This window comes from Halosegnis rubeus, assembly GCF_009184545.1.
In the GTDB taxonomy this organism is placed as follows: domain Archaea; phylum Halobacteriota; class Halobacteria; order Halobacteriales; family Haloarculaceae; genus Halosegnis; species Halosegnis rubeus.
Map to the genome: position 1 here is coordinate 167,741 of NZ_QJOW01000002.1, position 22,850 is coordinate 190,590.

The window sequence follows — 22,850 nt, forward strand, 5'->3', positions numbered from 1 at the left end:
GTTAGCAACAACAGATATTAATACGTGGGGTAGAACCGGCTACCACGATGAGTGACTCGAGCGAGTCGACACCCCCCGGCAGGCCGGCCCTGCCGCTCGATTCGGCCGGTGGCGACCACAGCGACGGGCCGATTCCCGACGAACGAACCCGGAACCTCCTCGTACCGATGCGCACGGAACTCGGGACGGAGACCGACAACGCGGTCGAAATCGCCGAGCGCTACTGGCTCGTCCGTCCGTTCGCCTTCGCGGTTGTCCTTCGGGACGCCCGCACCGACGAGTACAGCTACCACGTCGTCGAGCCGGACCTCGACGAGCACGAACACTACGTCTATCGGGAGCTTGAGCGCGAACTCCGCGAGCATCTCGTTCACCGCGTTGCGCCCGGCGAGGACGAACACGAACGCGAGACGATGCTCGAACGACAGGCTCGCCGCGTCATCGACGAACTGCCCGGGCTGGACGTGCCCGAGTCGTCGTTCCAGCAGATCTGCTACTACCTCAAGCGGAACCTCGTCCACTTCGGGAAGGTCGACCCGCTGATGTCCGACCCTCGATTAGAGGAGGTTTCGTGTAACGCTCCCGAGAGTCCCGTCTTCGTCTACCACCGCGACTACGAGGACCTCGCGACGAACATCGAGTACGGAGCGGGCGAACTCCGCTCGTTCATCAAGACGCTCGCCCAGCGGTCTGGGAAGGATATCTCGACGGCGAAACCAATGCAGGGGACCGCCCTCCCGGACGGCTCGCGCATCCAGCTCACGCTGGACGAGGTCGCCCCGCGCGGCGAGAACTTCACCATCCGGAAGTTCCGCGAGGTGCCGTTCACGCCGGTCGATTTGGTACACCTCGACACGTTCACCGTCGACCAGCTCGCGTATCTGTGGACCTGCATCGACGCCGGCCTTTCGGGCATCGTCGCCGGCGGAACCGCCTCGGGGAAGACCACCGCACTCAACGCACTCTCGATGTTTCTCCCGCCGAAATCAAAGGTCGTCTCCATCGAAGACACCCGCGAACTCCAGATTCCACAGGAAAACTGGGTCGCCTCGCTCACCCGCGAGCCGATGACCGGCGACGCCGACGAGACGGGTATCGACATGTTCGACCTGCTGCGGGGCGCACTCCGGCAGCGGCCGGAGTACATCCTCGTCGGCGAGGTGCGCGGTGAGGAAGCCCGCGACATGTTCGAGGCGATGTCCACCGGCCACACGACCTACTCGACGTTCCACGCCGACCGCGTCGAGGCCGTCCTCAACCGCTTGCAAGGTCCGCGGATGGGTGTCGAGAAGGAACTCATCTCCGAGTTGGGCTTTCTCTGTTTTCAGGCGCAGGTCGGCTCCGAGAGCGAGCGGCGCAACACCGAGATTGCGGAGGTGCTCGACATCGAGAGCGGCCGGCTCAAGACGCGTACTGTCTTCGAGTGGAGCGAACACGACGACACCATCAGACAGGTGAACCGGTCGGCACACATGGCGACCCTCCGGCAGGAACAGCCGGCTATCGACGGCCGGACCGACCGTCGGCGCGAACTGCTCGCGTACTTGGTCGACGAGGATATCAGCGGCTACGAGGCGGTCTCGGCCGCGGTGCGGGCCTTCGAGCGCTCGCCCGACCGCGTCATCGAGCAGGTACGCGCCGGCACGCTCGACGCCGAGACGCTCCACCACATCGAGGCGGGTGACGGTGGCGAGTAGCACCGACGACGCGACCTTCGAGGTTGCAGACGACGAAGACCGTCGGACCGAACTCCTCAACCGGGTCGCCGACGCCATCGTCGGGGTTCGCGAACGAGTCGCGTCCGACGCCGACCGGAGCCGGCTCGACCGGTTCGCCTACCGGCAGTTCGCCGGGAAGTTCCGCGACCGACACGACAGATTCGAGTCGTATCGCCGGGTCGTGAATCAGGCGCGCTACGAGGAGACGTACGACCGATACCTCGCCCGCACGACGCTGTGGACGCTGCTCACCTTCGCCGTCGGGACGGTCGTCGGACTGCTGTTCGCACTCTTGTTTCGACAACTCGGCGTGTTCTCGGCACTCGGGCTTGCCGTTCCGCTCGGACCGCTCTCGCCGGCCGTCGACGTGGTGAAGACACCGCTCGCGATGGCCACTGTCACGCTATCAGTCGCCCTGCTGTTTGCGGTGCCGGTCGGCGCGACCCTCTACTACGCGCCCAGATTCGCAGCCTATCAGCGCGAGCGCGCCATCGACTATCTGCTCCCGCAGGCGGTCACCTACATGTTCGCGCTCTCGCAGGGCGACCTCCCGTTTCCCGCCATCGTGCGCCGACTCGCCGAGACGGAAGACACCTACGGCGAGGTGGCCGTCGCCTTCCAGGCGGTGACGAACGACATGGACTTCTTCGGCTCCGACCTGCGGTCGGCGCTCCGGAGTGCGCGCGAATCGACGCCCTCCACCGAACTCGCGGAACTGCTCGACGACATGATCGGTATCATCGACACGGGCGGCGACGTGACGCCGTTCCTCCGGAGCAAGGCCGAGGAGTACCAGGAGCGGCGGCTCCGCGCGAACGACCGCATGGTCGATACCGTCGGCATGTACGCGCAACTGTACATGATTGCGGGCGTCGCCTTCCCGCTCTTCTTGCTCATCACGCTCACCATCATGGTCGCTATCTCGGGGTCGGGGATGGCGCGGCTCCAGTTGGTCGTCTACGTGCTCGTCCCGACCGTCGCCGTCGGGTTCATCGTCCTCATCGACACGGTTTCGCCGGACGACCTCGGCACCTCCCCGACGCTCCCGGTGGACGACGACCGCGTCTCCGTCGGCGAACTCGCCGACCGCCTCGACGGCGAGACGACCGACCGCGCACCCAGTCGGACCAGCGGCCACACCGACGCTCTCTCGGCGGCCGAGGCGAGCGGTATCGAGGGGTTGCGTGCCGCGCTGCGTCGACAGTCCACGGTTCGGACACTCCGTGCGCCGATCGACCTCGTGCGCCGGCGACCGGTCGTCTCGCTCGCCATCTCGGTTCCGATTGCACTCGTATACGTCGGCGTGCTCGCGCTCGCGGGGATTTCGGTTCCGACGCCGACCGGCTTCCTCGCCGCACCGATTGCGACGACGCTCCTCTCGGTCGTCGTGCCGCTGTTCGGCGTACTCGTCCCGCTCGCCTACTTCCACGAACGGCAGTACCGCCACCGCCAGCGCGTCAACCGCGAACTCCCGGACGTGGTGCGAAAGCTCGCCAGCACCTCCGAGACGGGGATGACGCTTGCGCAAAACATCGGGCTGGTCGGTGAGACCTCGGAGGGGTATCTCGCGGGCGAGTTCCAGCGCGTCGACCACGCGTTGAACTACAACGTCGTCCTCGGCGACGCGCTCCGCCGGATGTCGAACCGCGTTCGCAACGAACGGCTCACCCGGGTCGTCCACCTGCTCGCGGAGGCGAACGCCGCCAGCGGGCGCGTACGGGCCGTCCTCACCGTCGTTGCCGACGACGTGCGCAACGCCTACCGGCTGGAGACGCGCCGGCGCGACGAGACGCGCAACCAACTCGTCATCGGCGTGATGGGCTTTCTGCTGTATCTCGTCGTCGCGGTCGGCGTCATCGAGTTTTACCTCCCGCCGATGGTCGAGGCCGCCTCGCAGGCGAGCGAACTCGGCGCGACCACCTTCGGCACGAACATCGACATCGACGCCTTCCGGGTCGTCCTGTTCCACGGCGCGCTGTTGCAGGCGCTCGCGACCGGACTCGTCTCCGGACAAATCGCCTACGACAGCGCGCTCGCCGGACTGAAGCTCGCACTGCCACAGCTCCTGCTCGCGACCGTCGTCTTCTGTTTCGTCTGACCATGACCGACACACCACAACACGACAGTAGCACCGACAGCACGCCGGCATCGACGTTCACCGGCGAGACACGCGCACAGGCAACCCAAATCGGGCTGATACTCGCTATCGGGAGCCTGTTCAGCCTCCTGTTGGTCGCACAGGTGTCGCTGGCTCCGCAGGTGCAGTCGGAGACGGAGTTGCGCCACTCCAGCACCGTCCTCGCCGACATGCAGGAGATACAGGCCGACCGCGGCGTCGTCGCCGACGGCGCGGACGGACAGGCCAGCGTCCTCCGGATGGGCGACAGCTATCCGACCTACCTGATTCTCGCCCAGCCACCCGGGCCATACGGGACGCTCAACACCGAGGACGCCGGTAGGCTCACTGTCACGGGCGCGACGGCCACCAACCCCAGCGCTGCCGACCACTTCGATGGCAGCCCCATCGCGCGGGAGACGACCGCGCTCGAATACACGCCCGGCTACCATCAGTATGACGCGCCGACGACGCGGCTCGCACAGGGTGTCCTCACCGAGGAGTACAGCGACCACGCCGAACCGGTCGCCGGCGGCGAGGTGGTCGACGGCCGGAACCTGAATCTCGTCTGGACGACCGGCGACATCGCGGCCAGCCAGACGAAGCCGCTCACTCTCCGCACCGAGCGACTCTCGACGTCCGACCGCGCGGTCCGGGTCGAGCAGTCGACGGAGACACCGATTCGGGTGCGGTTCGAGACGACGCTCTCCGAGCGACGGTGGCGAGAACTGCTCGCCGCCGAAATCGACGACGACACGACCCCTGCCGCGCCCGACTCCGACGGCGACGGGCGCTACGTCACCGGCGTCGAGAAGAGCGACGGCACGCTCACCGTCTCGCTGGAGACCGGCGTCAGCTACCGGCTCGACATGGCGAAGGTCGGCTGGCGAACCGGCCACCAGCCCGGATTTCCCGACGACAGCGAGCCGGAGTCGGCGTATCTCGCGACCGGCGACCGGACGCCCGTCGTCACCGAGGGAACGACCACGAGGCTCACCGCACGCGTCGCCGACGACTACGGGAACCCACAGCCGGACGTGCCGGTGACGGCCCGCGTCGAGACCGACGGCCGGCTCGCCGGCGGAGCGACCAGCCGCGACCGACTCTCGGCCGGCGACGGGACGGTCACGTTCGAGTACACCGCTCCCGAGGTGACCCGACCGACGAGCGAAACGAGCGAACGGACCGAACGCGTCCGGGTCACGCTTCCAGACGCCAGCGGCGGCGACGGCGACCCGCGGGTCGTCGTCTTCGAGATTCGCGTCCAGAACACCCACGACTGACGTTTATATACCAATACGAGACAGCCACCCCATGTCACCACACGATACTTCCGACGCCGACCCGGCGTTTCGTGCGCTTCGCAGCCGCGTCGACCGACTGGAACGCGCCCGCGAGCAGCGACTCGACAGACTCGAACGACTCGTCGCCGCGCTCGCCGATGAGACCGAGCGCCAGCGCGGCGTCCTCGAATCCGTCCTCGACGACGACGACCCTCGACTGGGCCGTGACACGGCCGTCGAGACGTTGCTCGAAGCCGTCGTCGACGAGGGGGTGAGCGATGTCGACCGACCGTGAGCGTCCCCGACCTCGCGACAGCCCACCCGACGAGGAGTGAGTCCCGATGCCCGTACCGCTTCCCGACCGACCACATCTAATCCCCCAATGCTCACAACAGACGAGCAGGCGTCCGCGTCCACGACCGGCATGATCGTCGCCGTCGCGCTGATGGTGGTGATGAGCGGCGTCGTCTACGCCGGTCTCTCGACACGGATGGACGAACAGACCGACCCGGAGACGACAATCGAGCACGCCAGCGTCGATATCGTCTCTCAGAATCAACTCCGCGTCGTTCCCGTCATCGGATCGGACCTCGATCTCGACGCCACGACGGTTCGGGTCACGTTCCCGAACTCCGACAAGCGCGGGTTCACCGTCACCGACGCCGGAGCGGCCGTCGAGCGAAGCGAGACAACGACCGAGACGACGACCCGGACGGTCACCAACGGGCTCGAACCCGAACCGGTGTACGAGACGGTCACACGACCCGTCTACGAGACCGTCCGAAAGCGCGTCCAGACCGGGACCGAACGCGTCGAACAGACCGTCCCGACCTACCGGTGGAACCGCACCGTCACGACCGAACGACCGATACACCGCTGGAACCACACGGTGACCGAACAGGTGCCCCAGTACCGCTGGCACCACACGTGGACGGAACGTGTCCCGCGCTACCGGTGGGAGCGCACCGTCACCGACCGCGAGACGACCGTCGACTGGGAGTCGCCCGGTCCGGCGTGGTCGCGCGCCAGCGGCGTCGTTCACACCGACTCGGTGTACAAAGGCCGGACGCGAGAGAAGGTCCGGACGGGAACCGAGACGGAGCGGCGACTCGTCGACATGGAGCGTGAACGCGTCCACGCCGGCTACGAGACCCACACGGAGTGTTCGCCGTCGCCGTGGGGGTTCGCCCGCGGGCGGACCTGCGAAACAGTTCGTGAACCGGTGTACGAGTACGAGCGCGTCCCGGTGTACGAGACCGTCCGCCAGCCGATCTACGAGTGGCAGTGGCGGGCCGACTACGACACCGAGGCGTTCTACCGATACGAACGCGTCGACCGGACGACAGAACAGACGCTCTCGACGAGCGAGCCGACGGGCGACGGCTGGCGGAAAGCATCACCGCGCGCGTTCGACCACATGACGGTCGAGCGAACCGACAGCGAGGTCGCAACTGATCCGCCCGCACCGGGATGGACGCGAAAGAGCGCAGCCGTCGTTTCACGCGTCGACCGAACACGAACGGAGACGACGCTCGCGGCCGAGGCACCGGGCGACGATTGGACCCGGGTCAGCGACACGCCGGTCCGGACCGAGTCAGTCGAGCAGACCCAGACGAAACTCGCCCCGCGACAGCCGGGCGACGGGTGGTCGCTCGCCAGCGACGGGGCAATCGGCGAGACGACCGTCACGGTCCAGCAGCCGACGTACGGTATCGTCGAGCAGCGGATTCGAACCGGCACCACGACGGAGCGTCTCATCAGCCACTACCGGATGGTGCCGAAGACGACGGTCGTCACGGAGACGGAGACGACGGCAACCTTCGACGACAGCGTCGAATCCGTCGAGCGCGGACTCACCGACTCCCCAGCAGTCGGGTCGCCAGAACAAGCGAGCGTCGCTGCATCCGGCCCTGACACGGGAGACGAAGAGGACGCTGAGGACGACGAGACAGTTGCAGACGATGCCGGCGAGAGTGCCGACGACGGCCCACCCGACCACGTCCTCGACCGACTGCCGTTCTTGGAGGTCGACGGCAGCGACGAGCCGCCTGCGCGTGCCAGCAGCATCGTCGAGGGGCTCAGCGGCACGACGACGCGCGACTCGCCCGCGGTATGGCAAAACGGTGAGGCACTCACCGTCCATCTCGCGGAAGACCACATTACCGAAGGCGATATCGTCCGCGTCCGCGTCGTCGACACCAACGCGGAGTCGGTCGTCCTCGACAAGCAGATCCGCGCGACGAACCTCCCCGCTGTCTCGCTCGATAGCACAGCTCCGACCGATGCGTCGCCGCCGGCTACCGATGCGCCACCGACTACCGACTCCACGACAGTGTCCGATAGCTCGGCGACGCAGTCCTCTCAGTCGCCGCAGTCACCGCAGTCCGCTGTCGGCGACGAGTTGTCCGGCGGTTCAACGGACACTGACCGGCCACCCGCCGTCTCCATCTCCGGGCCGAACACGGTCGCACCCGGTAGCGAGGCGACGTTCGAGGCAAACGCCGTCGACGACGAAGGTATCGTCGACTACTCGTGGGACGGCGCGTACAGCTACGACCAGTCGACCGCGACCCACACCTTCGACGACGCGCCCGGCGAGACGCGGCGCATCGCGCTCACCGTCACCGACACTGCCGGCCAGACGGCGACCGCGACGAAGGTGGTTGAGATTAGCGACGAAAACCGCGACCCACAAATCGAACTCCCGCCCGCCGTCACCGGCTGTGTCGGCGAGTCGGTGCGACTGAATCCGACCATCGTCACCGAAGAGGGGGACACCGCTACCGGCGAGTGGGACAGACGGATGCCGATACATCTTGACTCACCGGGCGTTAGCTCCGCGACCTACACCGCGACGGACAACCACGGTGCAGAGACGTACCGGTCTGTTCGGGTTACTACGATGTCGTGTAGAGAGACCCAAGCTAGTCCTGATATGAATATAACTGAGAAGAATGAAGAGAATGAGGTACTCGTGCTGTCTGGATCCGGTGAAATGACGGCAAGCATCGGTGATAATGATGCCCACAGGCAACATTATCCTCGTAGTCTTGCGACGCAGGAACTCTCTGATTCCCGAAAGAACGAGATTTCGTATCTTGGCTCTGCCGCAGCAGCAGCGGTTGATAAAGTCAGAGATACCGTTGCTCCAGACAGTTACACAATAACGAGGGAAGTCAGTCGTAGTGAGGCTAGGTTCCTTGAATCGGAGGCGGAGCAATCGTCTGGTTCGTCCTTTGCAGGAGGTAGTCAAATCGCATTAAATAGACACAAATCGCTGAACAATCCTGAAATTGAGCAGGGAATTGACTCGGGGCCTCAAACCACGGTAACTGTCGTCATCAAAGTTGGTCCACACGGTGACATCAACGGGACTGCAATTGCTGCTCGCAACGGTGAGATTCAGGATTCGCAATCTGACGCGGACGGTGGTCAAACTGTCGGATCCACTGAGCCAACGGTGACTCCGTCAGATGGGACTACCAATGCAGTATCCCGCGATCAGGCAGACAATCGTGTCTATGATGCGGCGAGAGGACACGTTGAGGCGGTACAGAGTGAGCAAATTACGAACTCTGGAGCCGGGACTCAAATCTCTGAATCTACACCAGATACGGATTCCTCCACCGAACAGACAGAGGCCGCGAGAGACGACAAAGATGATCAGTCTGTACAGAATCGACTTGATGCGGTTCTGCTAGATACCGAAATGACGGAGCAAGATGAAATGACCTCCAGGGTTGCCGAATAGAGGGCAGATAATGACTTTGTTCTACTAGAAAATATCTGAAACATTTATGGAAAAACAAGTCAGAACGGGTGTGTCGACATGAACCGACGACGAGTGTTGCGATTAAGTGGTGCCACGCTCACTTCCACTCTTACCACCGGTTGTTTGGGTGAGTTTCGGACAAATCCAGGTGAGCGAACCAGCCCGACTGAGGCTGCTAACGTACAGAAAATTCCAGAGTACGAGGCTACTCACCACTCAATTGTTCCAGACGTGCGGGAATTGGAACGCCTCACTCACAAAGCCACCAATGCGGCAAGACGGGAGCACTCTCGAAGCCCACTCTCATACGACTCAGAGTTGGCCGATATTGCCCGACTCCATTCACGAGATATGGCGGTTAGGGATTTCTATGCTCATGAGAATCCCGATGGTGAACTCCACATCAGCCGCCTGCCAAAGTATGGGTACCATTCACGAGTGGTATATGAGAATCTGCTCACAATCGAGAATCCTGTAACCGATCTTTCTGTCGAAGAGTTAGCTCAGATGGCGGTTGATGGGTGGCTCGACTCCCCCGCTCACCGTGATGCCCTCCTCAGAGAACACAACACGGAGGAGGGAATCGGCGTGTACGTCACGGCCGAGCCGCGCATCTACTGGACGGCAGAGCTCTCGAAGTACGACGTTGACCGGCAGACACCGACACAGTAACCCCCCAACGATGAACCGACGAACCATCCTCACAGCGTGTGGCACAGCCCTCGCCGGCGCACTCGCCGGCTGTAACAGCAGCGACGAGTCGACCGAGACGCGAACAGCGACGACGGCCCAGACGGCCAGTCCGACGCCGGAGTCGACGGCGACGCCGACACCCGCGAATCCGGAGGTGACGGCCGCACTGGAGACGGCCCGGCCGGAAGCGGCGACAGCGTTCGAGGCGGTCCAGTCGTTACAGGTCGTCGACGACGGCGACCTCGCGATGGACGAAGACAGCGGGTTCCGCGGGTACGCAGCCCACGAACGAGCCGACGTGTACGATCCGCTCACGGTCGTACGGGATACGCTTGTCCCGGTGCGCGAGGAGGGAAGCAAGCGCCAGCAGGCGCACGTCGAACTCCTCTTGTCGGTCGGCGAGTACACGAACACGAAGTATCAGGAGTACACGGCAATCGCGGAGGGATTCTCGCGGCTGTACCGCGGCATCGACGCGCACATGTCGACTCAGGTCGGGGACGCCTACAAGTTCTACACGGGAGCACGGGAGGACTTGGCGAGCATGTCACAGGAGCGTGTCGCGGCGAGTCAACTCCTCCAGCAGTTCGCGACCGACGGTATCGAGGCCAACGTCGACGGGTTCTCGATTATGGACGAGCAGGCCGAACAGACGTACGTGTCGACGCTGGTGTATCGGTGGGAGCCGGCGGCGCGCGGACTGATACACCAACTCGACGGATTCGGCGCACTCGGGCAGGCCCGGACTGCGTTCGAAGCCGACGAGTACGAGCGGAGCGTCCGGCTGGCACGTATCGCCCGCGAGAAGTTCGACACCGCCGCGACGGCCGTCCCGACGGCCCTCGACCGCGACGTGTCGCTGTTCTCCTCGTGGCTCGAGACGGTGGCGTGTCGCGCCCCGGGGTTCGTCGAGTCGGCGGAAACGCTCCGGGCTGCGGGCGAGTCGGCGCTCGCGGGCGAGACCCACGCCGCGAGTGAGACCTACGAATCGTCGAAGACGCAGTTCGACCGGGCGTTCGACTGCGAGGGGGAGTCGGCGTGAGCGCGGGTCGCACGACATTTACCAGCTAAGCGTGTATCGGGAATATGGACCCTGATGAGGTACGCGACGACTGGGCCGGTCGGTCGGGCCGCTACTCCCCACAGTACTACGCCGACCTCGGACCGAATCAGGTGAGCGAAACGCTGCTCGACGTGCTTGACCACTACGCCGACACCGACGCGCGCATTCTCGAACTCGGCTGTGGCTCCGGCCGTCACCTCGAAACCCTCCGCGAGCACGGCTACGAGCACCTGACCGGCATCGACATCAACGAGGACTCCTTCGACGTGATGGACGAGGCGTACCCCACGCTCGCGGAGACGGGTACCTTCCACGCCGGGGCAATCGAGGATATCCTCCTCGACTACGAGACGGACGCCTTCGACGTGGTGTACTCCGTCGAGACGCTCCAGCATATCCACCCGGACGACACGTGGGTGTTCGACGAGGTGGTGCGCGTCAGCGACGACCTCATCGTGACCGCAGAAAACGAGGGGAACAGTCCGACGCGTGGCCGTGGCGAGTCGGAGACCAGTTGTGTCGACGGTGAGTTCCCACTGTATCACCGGGACTGGAAGCAGGTGTTCGGTGAGCGCGGCTGTGCCCATCTGCTTCGCGAGCCGACCTCCCGAGACACGATTCGGGTCTTCCGGACGCCCTGACCGACTTGTCGGCGGTATGGACGGATTTATTCGCCCACCGGCGTACTCCAAGATATGGAGGTCAAATCGCGCCACCACCTGCGCGGCGACGAAATCGACGACATCGTCGAGACGATTCGGGCGACGTTTGGGGTCGAAATCGACGGCGACAGCTTCGAGGACGTGACGTTCGACGACTCCGACCAGCGGGTCGTCCTCGTCGACGGCGACCCGTACGTGGTCTTCTTCGATGGGGAGCCGTCGCTGACGGTCAACGGCGCACAGGAGTTCGCGCCCGAAAGTCGCGTCGTCACCGTCGACGCCGGCGCGATCTCGTTCGTCTCGGACGGCGCTGACGTGATGCGTCCCGGCATCGTTGAGGCCGACGCGGACATCGAGGCGGACGATCTGGTCGCGATTGCCGAGGAGAGCCACGGCAAGGTGCTCGCCATTGGTCGCGCGCAGGTCGGCGGCTCCGAGATGGTCGGCGACAGCGGGAAGGTGGTCGAGTCGCTCCACCACGTCGGCGACGACCTGTTCGAGTTCGCTGTTTAGGACTGCTGTTTTTGCCTTGACGGCTTGCTGACTTCGGCTTTGATGGTTCGCGACCTCGTGCTGATTCGCGCTCGGACCACGTCACCCGCACAGGCAACCGTGGCGGTGGCCTACCGCACCGCTCGCCGTGCGAGCGTGTGCGGTCCGGGGGAGGGTTGGCGCGGTACCGGTCCCGAGGCCAAGCAACGAGAGTGGTGGCGGTGGTGTCGAAGTGACGACGAGCAGGGGGTGTTGACGTGATAGCGAACGGGGTGGTGTCGAAACCAAACGACACAGAACCGGCCGTATAGCAGACACGACAGCGGCTCTACTCTTCTCCCGCGTCGATATCGTCCTCCTCGTAGCTCTCCTCGTACTTCTCCACTGCGGCCTGATAGCTCTCGTCGGCGAGTTCGTACGTCTCACGCAGATCTTCGACCGGCGTCTTCGAGGCGTCGACGCGCAGGTCGTTGTAGTATGGCTCCATCTCGCGGTCCTCGGTGGTCGTGACGATGAGCGCGGCCGACTGCACCTCCAATTCCTCGCGCTTGTCGCCGCCCTCGGCGTGGCCGGCCGCGAGCGCGTCGACGAGGCGCTCGGCCAGCGGCAGGTCAGCGTCGCTCGCCTCGTAAGCGTCGGCGGTCGCCTCTACGACCGATTCGCCGGTGAGGAGATTACCGGCGACGGTGAAGTTCTCGCGCTCGATATGGCCGTACCACTCCTTGCAGTCGCCACCGGAGAAGGCGAACGTGCCCTCGTCGTCGACGCCGTGGAGTTGGCGGTTCGGGGCACCCTCGTCGGCGTTGAGCAGGGACTGGAGCGCGTCGTCGACGGCGAGACCGTCGGCGAGATACTCGACGCCCCTCTCGCCGAGTTCGACGTTGACGAGCGACTGGGTGGCGACGGCTCCGTGCTCGTTGGCGAAGGGACACAGCGTGCCGACCGCCGCGAGGCGGGTGGTGACGGCGACGCCGAAGCGTGTCTCTTCGCTGCCGTCGTCAGTCTCGTACGGGTCGCGGACGCAGATGCTGAATGTCACAGCCGGGGGTTCGACGCTCGCGAGGAAACGCTTGTGATCGGGGTCACCTGGCGTCTGACGCAAGAGTTTTCCCCCGCGACGCCGCGTTTCGCCAGTATGGGACTGATGAGCAGGCTGTTGGGTGGTGACCGGAGCACCGACGACTACGTCGAACTCGACATCGACGACTTCGACGCTACGCCGTCGGACTCGGGGACGCAGGTACACATCGCCACGATTGGCGAGCAGGGCGACGTGGTACCAATCAAGGACGCCATCTACGACGGCGACATCGTCATCGCGGATATCACCCGCCACACGACGACCGACCGCACGATGGAGCACATCTCCGATGAGCTGAAACAGGTCGCCGACGAGGTCGGCGGCGACATCATCCAGAAGGACGACGACCAACTCATCATCACGCCGGGCGGCATCTCGGTCGCCCGCTCGCGACTGGAGTAGAAACGGGCCGTTTACCCCCGCGCCGCCGTTCGCTTCTGTATGACCGCGATACGCGCTAACGGCCTCGTCAAGGAGTACGGAGACGTGCGGGCGCTCGACGGCCTCTCATTCGAGGTAGCTGAGGGCGAGTTCTTCGGCTTGCTCGGCCCGAACGGGGCCGGCAAGACGACATTCATCAACATCCTCGTCGGTCTCGCACGCTCGACGGCCGGCTCCGCCGAGGTGTTCGGCCACGACGTCGAAAGCGAGTATCAGGAAGCCCGCAACCGCATCGGGCTCGCGCCACAGGAGTTCAACGTCGACCGATTCTTTCCGATTCGCGAGGTGCTCGAACACAAGGCCGGCTACCACGGCGTCGCCCCCGACGAGGCCGCACGCCGCGCCGACGAGGCACTCAAGACCGTCGGCATCTACGACAAGCGCGACACCCGCTTCGACTGGCTGTCGGGCGGGATGAAACGCCGGTTCCTGCTGGCGCGTGCCCTCGTCACCGACCCGGACCTCCTGATCCTCGACGAGCCGACCGCCGGCGTCGACGTGGAACTCCGCCGCGAGCTGTGGGAGCTGGTCCAGCGGCTCAACGACGACGGTACGACGGTCCTGCTCACCACCCACTACATCGAGGAGGCAGAACGGCTCTGTGACACGGTCGCAATCATGGACGCCGGCCGGAAGGTGGAGGTGGCCTCTCCGGACGACTTGCGCGGACGCGGCGAGGACACGCTCGTCGTCACGCTCGCCGACGCCCCCGAGAGTGTGCCCGCGTTCGACCGCGAGGGCGTCTACGGCGCGACGCTCGACGGAACCGACCTCTCGGTGACTGTCGACGACGCCGGGTCGCGTGCGGCGGCCGTGATTCGCGCGCTCGACCGCGGCGGCTACGAGGTCACGAATCTCGACCTGCGGCGCGCTTCGCTCGAAGAGGTGTTCGTCGGGATGACGCGCGCTGACACCGACGCCGGCGGGGAGGTGACCCGATGACCCCTCTGGGGACGGGCTTTCGGTCGCTGCTCAAGCGCGAGATCCTCCGCTTCGTGCGCCGCCCCCGGAACACGTTCATCCCGCCGGCCATCACGAACGTCCTCTATTTCGCCGTCTTCGGGGTCATCCTCGGTGACCGCATCGCGGAGATTCAGGGGTACGACTACATCCTCTTTATCCTCCCTGGACTGGTCGTGCTCGGTGCCATCTCCAACGCCTTCGAGAACGCCTCCTTCTCGATTTTCCACGGCCGGTGGAACGAGTACATCCACGAGGTGCTCACCTCGCCGCTGCCGTACTCCAGTCAGGTGTTGGCGTACGTCGCGGCCTCTGCCCTGCGTGGACTGGTCGTCGGCGTCATCATCGTCGTCGTCGGTCTGCTGTTCGTCCCTTTCGCCATCGATGGGGGACGCGTTCCCGTCCGGAAACCGCTGTATCTCGCCGCGTTCATGCTCACGATTGTGACGCTGTTTGCTGCCTTCGGCGTCGTCGGGGGCCTGTGGGCGCGGGACTTCGATTATCTGACCGTGCTCAATCAGTTCATCCTCCGACCGCTCACATTCTTCGGCGGCGTCTTCTACTCGCTGGAGACGCTCCCGGAGTTCTGGGCGCAGGTGTCACTGTTGAATCCGATGGTGTACATGGTCAACGGCGTCAGATACGGGTTCCTCGGCTACACGGACGTGAACGCGAATCTCTCCTTGGCCGTGCTCGTCGGACTCACGGTTGTCGTCGTTGGTCTCGACGTGCTCCTGTTCCGGCGCGGCTACGGGATTATCGAGTAATCAGAACTCCCAGTCGCGCAGTGCCTCGCGGACGATATCGTCCTCCTCGTCGCGGAACAGATTTTCTGAACCATCATGCTCACCGAACTCCCAGTCGCGCACGACCACGGCGGGGGTCCCACCGTCGCCCTCCCCGGCGACGAGATTCGCCGCGCCGGCGAGTTCGTCCACGACCGACTGGACCGTGACGCCGAGTTCCCGGCCGTCGCGGTCGTGTTCGCCCCGCCAGTCCCGGGAGGCCGGCATCCCCGCCCAGCCGACGGCGACGCCGCGCTGGCCGTAGCGGAACGGTCGCCCGGAAGTGTCGGTGACGACCACGGCTACGCCGAGCGCGTCGGAGAGGCGCTGTGCCGACGCCGACGGATCCTCGGGCAGGAGCAGCAGGTCACCATCCGGCACGTTCGAGCGGTCGATGCCCGCGTTGACGGTAATGTGGCCGAACTTCGTGACCGCGAGAATGAACGGGGCTTCCACGATGAGCTCCTCGCTCTCCTCGATGACGGCCTGCGCGAACCGGGGGTCCTTCTCGTCGCCGGTGATGGATTCGAGGCGGGCGGCGATATCGCGGCTCCACTCGCCGGCCTCGAAGTCCTCGTAGTCGTAGCTGCGGCCTTCGGCCTTCGAGACGACGGTGGAGGCGACACACAACACGTCACCGTCCTCGAACTCGACGCGAGCGTCGATGAGCGCCGCGAGGTCGTCGCCGGCCGCGATCTCGGGGAGACCGTCGACAGCGAACAGATGCATACCGTCCAGTCGATACAGCGGCGAAAAAGTGACCCGGTCTCTCGTCGGGACATGACCGATGCCCGACTGGTCCGTGGGGCGTGTCAACACACTCTGTCGTGAACGTCCATGTACGACTCCCTGAGCCACGTTTGCGGCAGGCGGGGTCAGACGGAAGCTCTCACGAACCCGACACTGACCGTTTCGCGGGCTGTTCGGCGCAAAATCGGGCAAACACGCCGGATTTATAGTTCAGGCTGGTAGATATGCTGACGTTATGGGACAGACGCTAACGGAGAAAATCCTCTCGGAGCACCTCGTCGAAGGGGAGCTCGAGACAGGAGAAGAAATCGGTATCGAGATCGATCAGGTCCTCACGCAGGACACCACCGGCACGTTCGTTTGGCTGCAGTTCGAGGCGCTCGGGCTGGACGAGGTCCAAACCGAGGTCGCGGCACAGTACTGTGACCACCAGACTTACCAGTTCGACTTCAAGAATACGGACGACCACCGCTTCCTCCGCTCTGCGGCAGGAACCTTCGGCGCGCACTTCTCGCGACCGGGCAACGGTATCTGTCACAACGTCCACAAGGAGAACTTCGCCGCCCCGGGCAAGACGATGCTCGGCTCGGACTCTCACACGCCCACGCCGGGCGGACTGGGCGAACTCGCCATCGGTTCCGGTGGACTCGACGTGGCCGTCGCCATGGGCGGTGGCCCGTACTACATCGAGATGCCGGAGGTCGTCAACGTGCGACTCGAGGGCGAGCTTCCCGAGTGGTCCTCGGCCAAGGACGTCATCCTCGAGATGCTCCGACGGCTCTCCGTGAAGGGCGGCGTCGGCAAGATCTTCGAGTACACCGGTCCCGGCGTCGAGACGCTCAACGTGCCGGAGCGAACGACCATCACCAACATGGGGACGGAACTCGGCGCGACCTCCTCCATCTTCCCGACCGACGAGGAGACTCGCGAGTACCTCTCCCGACAGGGTCGCGAAGACGTCTTCGAGCAGATCGGTCCCGACGAAGACGCCGAGTACGACGACGAGATCGTCGTCGATCTGAGCGACATCGAGCCGCTCGTCGCCAAGCCGTCCATGCCGGACAACGTCGTCCCCGTGCGTGAGGTGGCCGGTCAGGACGTCGAGCAGGTCATCGTCGGCTCCTGTACGAACGGTGGCTACGAGGACATCCTCCCCGCCGCGAAGATGCTGAAAGGCCAGGAGATCGACATGAAGACTGAGATGATCGTCGCGCCCGGCTCCAAGCAGGCGTCCGAGATTCTCGCTCGCGAGGGCTGGACCGCAGAGATGATGGCCGCCGGTGTGAACTTCTCCGAGGCCACCTGTGGTGCCTGTATCGGTATCGGCCACGTGCCGGCCTCCGACTCCGTCTCCGTCCGGACGTTCAACCGCAACTTCGAGGGTCGCTCCGGCATCGAGGACGACTCCGTCTTCCTCTCCTCGCCGGAGGTCGCGGCCGCAGCCGCCATCAAGGGCGAACTCACCGACCCACGCGACCTCGCCGACGAACTCGGGCTGGACGCGCCGGGCGTCCAGATGCCGGACAAGTACAACGGCTCGAAGACCGACCTCATCGCGCCCGACGAGGCCGTCGACGACGAGCTCGTCAAGGGGCCGAACATCGGCGACGTGCCGCTGAAAGACCCCCTCGACTCCAAGCTCGAGGGCGAGGCGCTGCTCAAGATGGACGACAACATCACGACCGACCACATCATCCCTGCGACGCAGGATATCCTGATGTACCGGTCGAACATCCCGAAGCTCTCCGAGTTCACGCTCTCGCGTGTCGACGACACGTTCGCACAGCGTGCACTGGACTCCGACGGCGGCTTCCTCGTCGCCGGCGAGAACTACGGTCAGGGTTCCTCGCGTGAACACGCGGCCCTCTGTCCGATGTATCTCGGCATCGAGGGCGTCCTCGCACAGTCCTTTGCCCGCATCCACAAGGCGAACCTGTTCAACTTCGGTCTCGTCCCGCTCACTATCGACGAAGCGGACTACGCGAACATCGAGCAGGGCGACGACATCGAAATCGTCGACGACGTGGCCGAAGCGGTCGACTCCGGACAGGAGGAGTTCACCGTCCGCGTCAACGACGACTGGGAGCTCACCGCTCACCTCGACGCCTCTGCGCGCGAACGCGAGATCCTCTCCGCCGGTGGCAAGCTGTCGCTCACGCGCTCGCAGTACGACGCCGAGGGCGCGGCACCCGCCGACGACTGAACCGTCCCGTTTTCCGTTTTTTTGCCAGTCCAGCGACGACCACCGGCAACACACCGAGCGGTCGGTGACACAAAGGCAGTGGCCCCCCAAGCGGTAGTATGCTCGGTATCGAACTCACGCCCGAACACCCCGTCTCCCGGCTGGGCGAGCTTGGCGCGCGCGCCGAGGCCGCCGGCTTCGACACCATCTTCTGCTCGTCGCACTACAACAACCGCGACCCGTTCGTCGCGCTCGACCGCATCGCCCGGCAGACGGACAGCGCCCGCGTCGGTCCCGGCGTCGCCAACCCCTACGACACCCATCCGCTCACGCTCGCCGGAAAGGTCGCAACCTTAGACGAGTCCTCGGGCGGGCGTGCCGTGTTCGGCATCGGACCGGGTGACCCGTCGACGCTCCGGAACCTCGGCGTCGAGCGCGAGCAGGGGCTTTCGGCGACGATTCAGGCGTTCAAGGACGCTCAACGGGTCTGGGACGGCGAGCGCGTCTCCCGTGAGGGGGTCCACACCGCGGCCGACGCGGGACTGAACTTCGAGCCACCACAGGGGGCCGACATCCCGGTGTACGTCGGCGGCGAAGGGCCGCACATGTGCCGGATGGCCGGCAAACACGCCGATGGACTGTTGTTCAACGGCTCGCATCCAGACGACCTCGCGTGGGCGCGCGACCGCGTCGAGGAAGGGAAATCCGACCGGCCCGACGAGCGCGGCGAGTTCGAACTGGCGGCGTACGCCTCCGTTTCGGTCGCAGCGGACGCCGACGCGGCACGCGCTGCCGCCCGCCCGCCGGTCGCGTTCATCGCGTCGGGAGCCGCCCCGCCCGTCCTCCAGCGACACGGCATCGACCCCGGGGTGGCCGACGCTATCGGTGATTCGATTGCAGCGGGGAACTTCGAAGCGGCCTTCGAGCAGGTGACCGAGCCGATGGTCGACGCGTTCTGTATCGCCGGGACGCCAGAGGCGGTCGCTGCGCGGGCGGAGGAGGTGTTAGCACACGCGGATACTCTGGTCGTCGGGTCGCCACTCGGTCCCGACCTGGAGACGGCAATCGACCTCACAGGAGAGACGCTGTCGTAGTTACTGGTCCGGCGGGCCGGCGGTCGGGAGCGCGCGACCGACGAGACTGACGACGGCACCGAGCGAGAGCACGCCGAACACCGCCGACGCGCCGCCGACGATGAGTCCGCCGAGGGCGACGAGAATCGCCTGCTCGGGACTCTGCATGATGACGCCGCCGAAGTACTCGATGACACCCTGTATCGTGTTCTGGATGAAGCCTGCCATGTGTCCCGGTTGGTGTGCGACTACTTCTCAGTTGCGGGTTCGCCACGTTCTTGCCGCTGTGTGTCGAGTTACGGGCGTGAGCGACCACTCGCTGTCGGACTTTTCCGACGACGCTGACGCGCCGGACACGCCGGACAAGCGGGACGCGAGTGACCGAACCTCGGACGATTCGACTGACGACGCCGAGGAACTCCTCGCGACGGCCCGGTTCTCGCCCGACGGCACGCCCTGTGAGGGCTGTGGAGCGGTCGTGACGCGCCGCTGGCACGACGACGGTCGGTTCGTCTGTACCGACTGCAAGAACTGGTAGCTTTTGTGGGATGACGCGGCCACCGACCTCATCGGCTGGCTATCGACGGTAGCAGACTCAGGTGACCGCGTGGACCACCTGCTACCGACCCGCGGGGTCCACCTGTGTGCCCCTTACAGCGCCAGCGTCGTCGTCTCCACGCCGTGGGTCGCGGCGAACTTCTCTAGCTCCTCTTTGCGCGGCTCGATTTCGCTCGGGTCGTGTGAGTCGGTACCGAAGACGAACTCGACGCCTTCCTCCCGGAGTATCTCCATGAACTGCGGGGTAGGGTGGACCTCGCCGTACTCCGAGAGGACGCGCCCGGCATTCAGTTCTGGAACGGTCCGAGAGTCGGTGAACGCCTCGGCCACCCGTCGGTACTGCTCGTCCGTCGCCAGCCCCCGGAGCGTGCTGTTGCGCTCGATGAGGTCGACGTGGGCGGCGATGTCGAACAGCTCCGACTCGATGAGTGCGACCAGGCGGTCGAAGTAGGTGGTGACGTGGTCGCGGCGTGCAGCCGCCGACTGCTCGGCGAAGTGGTCCTCGAAGTGGACGTTCGTGCCGTCTACCTCGTGGACGCTCCCGACGGCGTACTCGAAGCCGACCTCGTCGAGGAAGGCCGCGATTTCTGTCTCGTCGTCCGGGTGGAAATCCATCTCGACGCCGTCGATAACATCGATGTCGCGGCGTTCGTTCAGGGCGTCGATGGCGGCCCTCCGGCGCTCGTACGTCACGTCGAGGTTGAAGCCCATGTTCTCGCGCTGGTGGCGCGGTCCCTCGCGCGAGGAGACGATACAGTGGTCGGTGATGCCGATGGCATCGAGCCCGGCGCTCTCGGCGGCGTGGACCATCCACCCGAGAAAAGAGCCGTCCGAGTAGGTCGTATGAGTGTGATAATCACAGCGCATACCCCGACCAAGGAGAGCCACGGATAGGAAGCTTCGGGTCCGTTACAGCTCCTCGTCGTCGGCGGGCGCGTAGTAGTACTCGCCGGCGTTCTTCTGCTCGCGGTCCTTCTGTGAGCCGGGCTTGTTGATGCGCGGGCGACCAGTGCGCTGGTCGCGCCGGAACGTCACGTCGAGGTTCGCGAGGAACTCGTTCATCCCCTCGCGCATCCCGACCGGCTGGTCGGCATGGCCGTGTTCCGCCGGCTGGCCGTCGAACACCTGTAGCCGGTCGGCGAGGAGGTCGATCATGTAAATATCGTGGTCGATGACCATCGCCGTCGCCTTGTGGTTCTCGGTGTACCGACGGATGGCACGGGTGGCGAGCACCCGCTGTTCCACGTCGAGGTGGGCCGACGGCTCGTCCAAGAGATAGAGGTCGGCGTCCTTCGAGAGACACGCCGCGATGGCGACCCGTTGCCGCTCGCCGCCCGAGAGGTCGGTGAGGTTCTGCTCCATGATTCGCTGGAGTTGGAGCGGCTGGGCGATTTCCGTCTCCCAGTAGGAGGAGCCGAACTGGTCCGTAATCGATGACAAGAACGCGTCGACGCGCATCGGCTGGTCGATGTCGACGTACTGCGGCTTGTACGAGATGTCGAGGTTCGCGTCGAGACTCCCCTCGTCTGGGTCGAGCTTGCCGGCGAGCATCTTCGCGAACGTCGACTTCCCGATACCGTTCGGCCCGACGATACCCAACACCTCGTTGTTGCGGATTTCGCCGGCCTCGATGTCGAGTGAGAACTCCCCTTCGCCGTAAGACTTCGAGAGCGCCGGATACTCGACGAGCGTGTCGGTGTTGGAGGCCACGCGTGGCGCGTGCTGCTCGAACTCAATTGCCTCCTGTCGGATTCGCATGTTCTCGTTGTCGAGATAGCCGGAGAGGTACTCGTTGATGCCGCTTTTCGTGCTCTTCGGGTCGGTGATGACACCGTAGGCGGACGGCTCACCGTACGCGACGTGAATGGAGTCCGCCAACAGATCGAGCACGGCGAGGTCGTGTTCGACGACGAGCATCGAGCGGTCCCCGTCCGCGGCGAGGTCTTGGATGAGCCGCGAGGCGGTAACGCGCTGGCCGATGTCGAGATACGGCGTAATCTCATCGAGGAAGTAGAAGTCGGCGTCGCGCACGAGCGTCGCCGCGAGCGCGACTCGCTGAAGCTCCCCGCCAGAGAGCGTGTCGATCGGCTGGTCGAGCACCGGCTGGATGTCGAGCCGCTCGGTGATCTCGTCTGCGATGCCGCGTTCGTCGACGCCCTCGATGAGTTCGCGGGTGATTCCCGAGAAGCTGCTCGGAATCTTATCGACGTACTGTGGCTTGCGCGCGACGGTCACGTCACCCTCGCGCAGCTCTGCGAGATACGACTGCAGTCCGGTGCCACGGTACGCGTCCATCACCTCGTCCCAAGAGGGGGTGTCGGTGTGGCGGCCGAGATTCGGCTCGATTTCGCCGGCGAGGATGCGGACGGCCGTCGTCTTCCCGATGCCGTTCGGGCCGAGGATACCGGTGACAGTCCCCGATTCGGGCGCTGGAAGCCCGTAGAGACCGAACGCATTCTCGCCGTAGCGGTGGGTCGGGTTCTCGTCGAGTTCCTGGGGCAGATTGATGATTTCGATGGCGTCGAACGGGCACTTCTCGACGCAGATCCCACAGCTCTCGCCCAGACAGATCTCCTCGGAAATTAGGATCTGGTCGTCGCCCCCTTCGTGGGGTTCGTCCTCGCCGAAGTAGTCACTGCGCTCGACGATACACTCCTTGCCCGTCCGGTTCGGCGGGCAGTAGTTCATGCACTCGTAGTTACACCGGTCGGGCTGACACCGGTCTAAGTCGACGACAGCGATAGAATCGCCGGCCATTAGAAGCTACTCCCCGTGGTCAGCAGGATACCCCAACTGATGAACCAGAGCGCGAAGGTCATGAACGCGACGTAGAGGTAGTCCTTCGTCGAGAACTCACCGACGTCGATACCCATGACCGACAGGACGGGGAACTGAACGAGGATCGCCCCCACCAGCACGTATAGCGCCTGGTTGCTCGTTGCGGGCGTCTGGAGGCCGGCCGTCACGACCGACGACGCGACCGCAGCGGCAAGCCCCATCGAACACGCCAGTGATGTGACCACGACTCCGCGCAGATGTGAGGAGAAGCGGCCAGCGGTGTCGGTCGCCATGTACCTCCGTCGTCTCCCTGACGGCAAAAGCGATTCGAAGCCACAACCGCACGCGAACCTGGTGCGTCGGCCCCTCACATTCGTCGCTCGCGGCCTGCTGTGGGGCGGTTAGCAATAACTCACCTTCATGTTTATGACGTCAGACGTTCT

At 64.9% G+C, this 22,850-nt stretch carries 21 protein-coding genes; 15 read left to right on the forward strand and 6 right to left on the reverse strand.

Annotated elements, in window-relative coordinates; all coding sequences use genetic code 11:
- The first annotated feature begins 47 nt into the window (after positions 1-47).
- From DMP03_RS05430 to DMP03_RS05470, 9 genes are all read left to right on the forward strand, one after another.
- Positions 48-1,697, forward strand: coding sequence for a type II/IV secretion system ATPase subunit (locus DMP03_RS05430; protein WP_152119688.1), 1,650 nt, complete (start codon positions 48-50; stop codon positions 1,695-1,697).
- Entirely contained in the window at positions 1,687-3,816 is a 2,130-nt protein-coding gene (locus tag DMP03_RS05435) for a type II secretion system F family protein (protein ID WP_152119689.1), read from the forward strand. The genes DMP03_RS05430 and DMP03_RS05435 overlap by 11 nt, the downstream gene beginning before the upstream one ends.
- Positions 3,817-3,818: 2 nt before the next feature.
- Positions 3,819-5,117, forward strand: a complete 1,299-nt coding sequence (locus DMP03_RS05440; RefSeq protein ID WP_152119690.1) for a hypothetical protein — start codon at positions 3,819-3,821, stop codon at positions 5,115-5,117.
- Between the two features lie 31 nt (positions 5,118-5,148).
- Complete coding sequence (locus DMP03_RS05445) at positions 5,149-5,412, forward strand: hypothetical protein (protein ID WP_152119691.1); 264 nt, start codon at positions 5,149-5,151, stop codon at positions 5,410-5,412.
- Positions 5,413-5,499: 87 nt separating this feature from the next.
- Positions 5,500-8,868 carry a PKD domain-containing protein gene (locus DMP03_RS05450; protein ID WP_152119692.1) on the forward strand — a complete coding sequence of 1,123 codons (3,369 nt, stop codon included), beginning with the start codon at positions 5,500-5,502 and terminating at the stop codon, positions 8,866-8,868.
- 78 nt (positions 8,869-8,946) lie between these two features.
- On the forward strand, positions 8,947-9,561 hold the full coding sequence (locus tag DMP03_RS05455; RefSeq protein ID WP_152119693.1) for a CAP domain-containing protein: 615 nt from the start codon (positions 8,947-8,949) through the stop codon (positions 9,559-9,561).
- A 10-nt stretch (positions 9,562-9,571) separates the two neighbouring features.
- Entirely contained in the window at positions 9,572-10,624 is a 1,053-nt protein-coding gene (locus DMP03_RS05460; RefSeq protein WP_152119694.1) for a hypothetical protein, read from the forward strand.
- A gap of 44 nt (positions 10,625-10,668) precedes the next feature.
- Positions 10,669-11,286: a class I SAM-dependent methyltransferase gene (locus DMP03_RS05465; RefSeq protein WP_152119695.1), complete on the forward strand. Its 618-nt coding sequence runs from the start codon at positions 10,669-10,671 to the stop codon at positions 11,284-11,286.
- Between the two features lie 54 nt (positions 11,287-11,340).
- Positions 11,341-11,820 carry an RNA-binding protein gene (locus tag DMP03_RS05470; RefSeq protein ID WP_152119696.1) on the forward strand — a complete coding sequence of 160 codons (480 nt, stop codon included), beginning with the start codon at positions 11,341-11,343 and terminating at the stop codon, positions 11,818-11,820.
- Positions 11,821-12,127: 307 nt separating this feature from the next.
- On the opposite strand, the gene DMP03_RS05475 is transcribed toward DMP03_RS05470, so the two are convergent.
- A complete protein-coding gene (locus tag DMP03_RS05475; protein WP_152119697.1) occupies positions 12,128-12,838 on the reverse strand; it encodes a DUF1028 domain-containing protein in 711 nt (236 codons plus the stop codon).
- A gap of 96 nt (positions 12,839-12,934) precedes the next feature.
- On the opposite strand from DMP03_RS05475, the gene DMP03_RS05480 reads away from it, so the two are divergent.
- Genes DMP03_RS05480 through DMP03_RS05490 form a run of 3 tightly spaced genes read left to right on the forward strand, consistent with a single transcriptional unit; the run spans position 12,935 to position 15,048 of the window.
- Positions 12,935-13,282 carry a cell division protein SepF gene (locus DMP03_RS05480; protein WP_075937894.1) on the forward strand — a complete coding sequence of 116 codons (348 nt, stop codon included), beginning with the start codon at positions 12,935-12,937 and terminating at the stop codon, positions 13,280-13,282.
- A 39-nt stretch (positions 13,283-13,321) separates the two neighbouring features.
- Positions 13,322-14,263, forward strand: coding sequence for an ABC transporter ATP-binding protein (locus DMP03_RS05485; protein WP_152119698.1), 942 nt, complete (start codon positions 13,322-13,324; stop codon positions 14,261-14,263).
- Positions 14,260-15,048 (forward strand): ABC transporter permease, encoded by a 789-nt coding sequence (locus DMP03_RS05490; RefSeq protein ID WP_152119699.1) that lies wholly within the window; start codon positions 14,260-14,262, stop codon positions 15,046-15,048. Before DMP03_RS05485 ends, DMP03_RS05490 begins: the two co-directional genes overlap by 4 nt.
- Here the strand turns inward: DMP03_RS05490 and DMP03_RS05495 are convergent, their stop codons facing one another.
- Complete coding sequence (locus DMP03_RS05495; RefSeq protein WP_152119700.1) at positions 15,049-15,795, reverse strand: coenzyme F420-0:L-glutamate ligase; 747 nt, start codon at positions 15,793-15,795, stop codon at positions 15,049-15,051. It abuts the gene before it with no gap.
- A gap of 256 nt (positions 15,796-16,051) precedes the next feature.
- On the opposite strand from DMP03_RS05495, the gene DMP03_RS05500 reads away from it, so the two are divergent.
- Both DMP03_RS05500 and DMP03_RS05505 read left to right on the forward strand, forming a co-directional pair.
- Positions 16,052-18,019 (forward strand): aconitate hydratase, encoded by a 1,968-nt coding sequence (locus tag DMP03_RS05500; RefSeq protein WP_152119701.1) that lies wholly within the window; start codon positions 16,052-16,054, stop codon positions 18,017-18,019.
- Positions 18,020-18,117: 98 nt separating this feature from the next.
- The gene (locus tag DMP03_RS05505; protein ID WP_152119702.1) at positions 18,118-19,092 is read left to right on the forward strand and encodes a 5,10-methylenetetrahydromethanopterin reductase; all 975 of its coding nucleotides are present in this window, start codon (positions 18,118-18,120) and stop codon (positions 19,090-19,092) included.
- On the opposite strand, the gene DMP03_RS05510 is transcribed toward DMP03_RS05505, so the two are convergent.
- Positions 19,093-19,299 carry a hypothetical protein gene (locus DMP03_RS05510; protein ID WP_152119703.1) on the reverse strand — a complete coding sequence of 69 codons (207 nt, stop codon included), beginning with the start codon at positions 19,297-19,299 and terminating at the stop codon, positions 19,093-19,095.
- Positions 19,300-19,375: 76 nt separating this feature from the next.
- Here DMP03_RS05510 and DMP03_RS05515 point away from each other — a divergent pair, with 76 nt between their 5' ends.
- Positions 19,376-19,609: a DUF7573 domain-containing protein gene (locus tag DMP03_RS05515; protein WP_152119704.1), complete on the forward strand. Its 234-nt coding sequence runs from the start codon at positions 19,376-19,378 to the stop codon at positions 19,607-19,609.
- Between the two features lie 113 nt (positions 19,610-19,722).
- Here DMP03_RS05515 and DMP03_RS05520 read toward each other — a convergent pair whose 3' ends face one another.
- Genes DMP03_RS05520 through DMP03_RS05530 form a run of 3 tightly spaced genes read right to left on the reverse strand, consistent with a single transcriptional unit; the run spans position 19,723 to position 22,700 of the window.
- On the reverse strand, positions 19,723-20,496 hold the full coding sequence (locus DMP03_RS05520; RefSeq protein WP_152119705.1) for a PHP domain-containing protein: 774 nt from the start codon (positions 20,494-20,496) through the stop codon (positions 19,723-19,725).
- A 42-nt stretch (positions 20,497-20,538) separates the two neighbouring features.
- Positions 20,539-22,386 carry a ribosome biogenesis/translation initiation ATPase RLI gene (locus DMP03_RS05525; protein ID WP_152119706.1) on the reverse strand — a complete coding sequence of 616 codons (1,848 nt, stop codon included), beginning with the start codon at positions 22,384-22,386 and terminating at the stop codon, positions 20,539-20,541.
- The gene (locus DMP03_RS05530; protein ID WP_152119707.1) at positions 22,386-22,700 is read right to left on the reverse strand and encodes an EMC6-like membrane protein; all 315 of its coding nucleotides are present in this window, start codon (positions 22,698-22,700) and stop codon (positions 22,386-22,388) included. The genes DMP03_RS05525 and DMP03_RS05530 overlap by 1 nt, the downstream gene beginning before the upstream one ends.
- Positions 22,701-22,850 lie beyond the last annotated feature (150 nt).